The organism is Okeania sp. SIO2F5, from assembly GCF_010692685.1.
Taxonomy (GTDB): Bacteria; Cyanobacteriota; Cyanobacteriia; order Cyanobacteriales; family Microcoleaceae; genus Okeania; species Okeania hirsuta.
Genome location: NZ_JAAHGU010000252.1, coordinates 1 through 4811 on the forward strand (window position 1 = coordinate 1; position 4811 = coordinate 4811).

3 protein-coding genes are annotated in these 4811 nt (G+C 37.6%); all 3 read right to left on the reverse strand.

What is annotated here, in order from left to right:
• Positions 1-112: 112 nt before the first annotated feature.
• The 3 genes from F6K27_RS32420 to F6K27_RS32430 all read right to left on the reverse strand — a co-directional run bounded on the left by F6K27_RS32420 (position 113) and on the right by F6K27_RS32430 (position 4660).
• Positions 113-2734: a peroxidase family protein gene (locus F6K27_RS32420; protein ID WP_287280000.1), complete on the reverse strand. Its 2622-nt coding sequence runs from the start codon at positions 2732-2734 to the stop codon at positions 113-115.
• 874 nt (positions 2735-3608) lie between these two features.
• Positions 3609-3947: a hypothetical protein gene (locus F6K27_RS32425; RefSeq protein ID WP_287280002.1), complete on the reverse strand. Its 339-nt coding sequence runs from the start codon at positions 3945-3947 to the stop codon at positions 3609-3611.
• 494 nt (positions 3948-4441) lie between these two features.
• On the reverse strand, positions 4442-4660 hold the full coding sequence (locus tag F6K27_RS32430; RefSeq protein ID WP_287280004.1) for a hypothetical protein: 219 nt from the start codon (positions 4658-4660) through the stop codon (positions 4442-4444).
• Between the last annotated feature and the right edge of the window lie 151 nt (positions 4661-4811).

Consider the following 4811-nt stretch of genomic DNA (forward strand, 5'->3'; position numbering starts at 1 on the left):
GCCCCTTAATATTTACTTGATTTCGGCAGCTCTAAAATTTTGTGTAAGTCCCGTAGCGATCGCTTCGACGTAAAATTATTGATTTACAAGCATTATAGTCTAATTTTACCAGTTAAGTTGTGTAAGTCTCAATAGTTGTTGAGGTAATAGAAGTATTTCCGAAACTAGCAATACCACTACCACGACCATCAGGAGCATTATTGTCAGTAATAGTAGTGTCTTCGACTTCAGCTACACCGAAATTGAAAATCCCCCCACCATCTGAAACCGCAGTATTTTCAATAATTGTGCTATTAGTAATAACGGCAGTGGGAATATTGCCAAAAACATTATCTTTGACATAAACACCACCGCCATCATCTTCCGCACTATTACCACTAATGGTACTATTTGTGATTTCTGCATTACCGAAAACGGCGACCCCTCCACCATCAGCAGTAGCGGAAAGAGCTACATTATCACTGATGGTACTGTCGATAATCTCAGTGTCACCATATACAAATATACCGCCACCATCATTATTCGCCGTGTTACCACTAATGGTACTATTAGTAATCGTAATATTTCCCGGACTCCAGTTGTAAATACCTCCTCCAGTATCGTTGGCAAAGTTATGAGAAATTTCACTGTAGGAAATATTAATTTCTCCACCATTAAAAATACCGCCACCAGAAGCTAATCCTTCTTTTGTTTCGTTATTGCTAATAGTAGTGTTGGAAATGGTAATATTACCTGTTTGAGCATTGAAAATACCACCACCATCCTTATTTGCGGTGTTACCTGTAACAGTACTGTTACTTAGTGTGAGATTTTCTCGGTTAAAAATACCACCACCATCATCACCATTACCAGTAACGTTGCCACCTTCGATAATAACTCCATCAATAGTCACCTGACTTTGGACACTGTTGTTACCATCATCGATCTGAAAGACACGGGAGTTACCCCCAGCATTTATATTAACCTGGTTATTTTCATAACCATCAATATGAAGGTTTTTATCTATTCTCAGTTGCCCACTGGTCAGATTTATAGTTTCACCAGCAATACTGGGGTCAAATACAATAGTATCGCCAGAATCAGCATTAGCGATCGCCTCTCTTAAGGAACCCTGACCACTATCGTTAGTATTTGTCACAACAATATCGGGCACAAAGAAAACATTATCTGAAATATTATCAATATCAGTATTTAACTTGACAATATCCGATAAATTCAGATTCTCTAACCAATCTGAAACAGTACCATTTTCCCCTAACTGCCACTGAGCAAGGTCAACATCATTTTCATACCAGAAGCGATCGCCATCTCGTAAACGTTCAAACTGGTCTTCTAAAATTGCTTCATTCAATTCACCAATACTAGAATTAGGCAAAGTATTCTCTGACAACATCCCCACCCACTGGTCAATATTATCAACATCACCATAAAGTTCCTCTAATGCTGCCACCACTTCTGGGTCAGAAGAAATATCGCTAAAATCATTCACCCTTGACAAACCCAGTGCTTGCCGCACCTCATTATAATTTGCCAAACCATGGTCGCGACCGCGCTGGATATTCAACGCTGCCAAATCTGTACCATTTGCCACAGGTCCACCACCGGGTGCCCCAGTAAACAACAAATTCCGCAAATCATCCACTATTTTCGCGTCTGTCTGCTGCTGTACCTGGGTAGCTAAACCCCGCAAAACAGGTTCTATTCCTCCATCTTCGGTAATGCGTTCTGGTTGGAAAAAGCCTTGAAATAAATCTAGTTCACCAACGGGAGCAGTAGTGCCATCTTCGTTGAGACGTGGCACAGTACCGCTAACTAGAGTGTGACCCAAACGGAAACCAGCAGTAGAAAATTCTGTATTGATACCAGGATTAACAGTTGTATCGTAGCCATTATAAGGATCTAGAGTTACGCCTAGAGAAGGTAAAAACTCTTTATATGTAATCGCTTGAATTTCTGCTCCCACTATTTTACGCGCTCGTTGATAAATCTCTTCATCGCGATCGGCAGTATTTGAGGGTAAGTCTGTGTGGGTGGCATCAATAATTTCTGCTAAACGGTTATGTTCCCGCACAAATAAGGTATGCAACGAAGTTAAGACCGCGTGTTCGTTTGCCCGCTCGTCCCCTGCCACAAAAGTGCTTTCACCAATACTTTCTTCCATGGCCATAGCAGGAGCATCTGGGTCATTTCCCCTAGTAGGTAGTAAATCTCCTGTAGAATGGGCAGTAACTTTCAACTTTCCGCCATCGAAACTGCGTAACCAGTTAGCACGGTCTTCATCACTACCATATACTTGACTTGCATCCAACCAAGCAGTGAGTTCATTGGCGTGTTCTCGGGGGTTGTTAATATCAGTGCCAGTATTCTGATCAAATAGCGATCGGGTAACGGGAATAAATGACCCAGGGGTGTAAACTGAGTCACCTTGAGGAATGAAGATGTTTGCACTTTCAGCATCGTTACCTGACTGTAAGTGAGTCAAAGTAATATCATGGTCAACAAATTGTCCCCATGCCCAGACATAATCACTTAAATTTCGTGGGTCTGGAATAGATTCTTGTTGGTCGAATAGGGTATTACTAATATTGCGAGGATTAGGGTTATTAGGATTAGCTAATTCTTGTATTCCATCTGCATAAGCAGCTGGTGTAAAACGAAGTAAATTTTCACCTGTTTGACCATATTCGGGATGATTTTGATTATTATTACTGCCGTCAATTTCACGAAAATTCATAGTTGATTTAGAGTAAATGGTAGAAGATATTTGTATATAGATAATTGCGGAATTTACCTAGAAAATCAGGATAAAAATATCGCAATTTTTAGGGTTGATTTATAGAGATTTTTTTGAAGTGGATTGTCAAGGAAGATACTAAAATTAGCAAGAATATTTTTCTCGCTCGTACAGAATAATTGTTGTGATTGATGCAGTGATAAAAAACATATACCAGATTAAAATTGTGCTGCAAAAATCATACATAATCGTCAAGGAAGATACTAAAATTAGCAAGAATATTTTTCTCGCTCGTACAGAATAATTGTTGTGATTGATACAGTGATAAAAAACATATACCAGATTAAAATTGTGCTGCAAAAATCATACATAATAGCTCAGAGATAATTGCTATATTTTTGAAGTAGGTGGTATAGATTCAACTAGTTAGTTAGGGTTTAGTTCGCAATTAGACACTGCAGGTGAGGTCTGGAATATTAAACAAGGGTAGTGAAAAAATGAGAAAAAAGTTAGATATTTCCTACTCCCTGTAAAAGTTGGTGGATAATTATAGCTCTTGCTTCCTAATATTAAATTATATTCATCAATACTAGGGGGAAATAAAGATATCCGGACTAAAAAACTCATTTATATCATGTCCGGTAGCATCGGTATTGTAAGCGTGAAGGTAAGGAAGAGGGAAGAAGGAAGAGGGAAGAAGGCTTAAAAACTTGAAAAAACGTAAATTTCCTGTAGATATTCACCCTTGGTTTTACACAAATGATCAAGTGCGGACATGATATTAATTGTGAAAATGAAATTCTTCTTGCCTGTTGTTGGATTAATACCCATCGCCTAAGTTCATCAAAAGTATCAGTTGTTATTTAAACTCCATTTAATTAAAAATATATTGAGAACCCCGATCCATTTTGATACGCAAATAACCTTCTGTATCCCAATACCATTTGTCTCCATATTCAACTTTATTTATCCAAACCAGAACTCTGGAATTTTCTAGGAATAAAACATTGGATTGAATTCCATCATTCCAACAAATAATTGCAACAACCCCCCTATCTTGACTACTTGGTTTTTGCTGAAGTCTTGTTTTAACAACTCCTCCAGAAAATTTTCCGCTACGACCATAGGAAATAACTTTTTTTCCATTTATAGACTGAAAGTGTTTGTTTGATTTTATCAAGTTTAAAGGCGAAGATTTTTCGATAGGGTTCACAACTGAATATTCTTGTTTATAGTTTTTGCTCTGCGGGTATTGGTAGGGGTTTTTAATCTCCTCAAGTTATCCTATAAATTTTATGATAGGTGTAATAATCTCGATAATAGGAGTAGCTGTTTGAGGAGAAAATAGTGATAATCCCAGAAGTATAAAAAAAGTACCAAGAGATTTATTGTGCATGATTCTTTAATTTCTTTTTTAAGTTATAAATTTTACTTTTTTAGACTTAAATAACTGTCATTGTAACGATCTTATATCATGTTCGTTGAATACTTACACTTTGGAGTAAGGAAGGCAGAAGGCAGCTTTGCTGTAGGTAGAAGGAAAAGAAAACTTCAAGGCCAGAAGTTTTTTTATAACTGATTATCCGTTAGCGTAGCTCCCCCGGAGGGGGAACATGATATTAGACCACAGTAGGGACGTTCCATAGAACTTCCCTACATGGATTGAGGAGCGATCGCTAAATTAGCAGCGCCAAACAGATACTAACATTACATTGACATGATAGTCATAACTCCATGACCTTGCATATTTGATAAAGTAATAGTCTCCTCACATCCTAGCAAACCATTAATAATTACAGCCCGTCGCAAATTATTTTCAGAAGTATCGGAAGGCACTATTTCTAATGGAAACTCTCCAGCTCCTTTGATAATACTAATCGGAGTTTGAGCCGGACATTCATCCTCTATAGCAATGAGCGCTGGCATCTTTACATGTTACATAGATATTTGCAATGTAATATAAAAGTAACTGTATGAGCTGTATTTTTCATAAATTAGGCGATCGCTAAACCTTAAAGTTTTAAGGATGTCTGTAATGGTATTGATAATTTACAGTTTATAGCTTGAAATTGTTTAC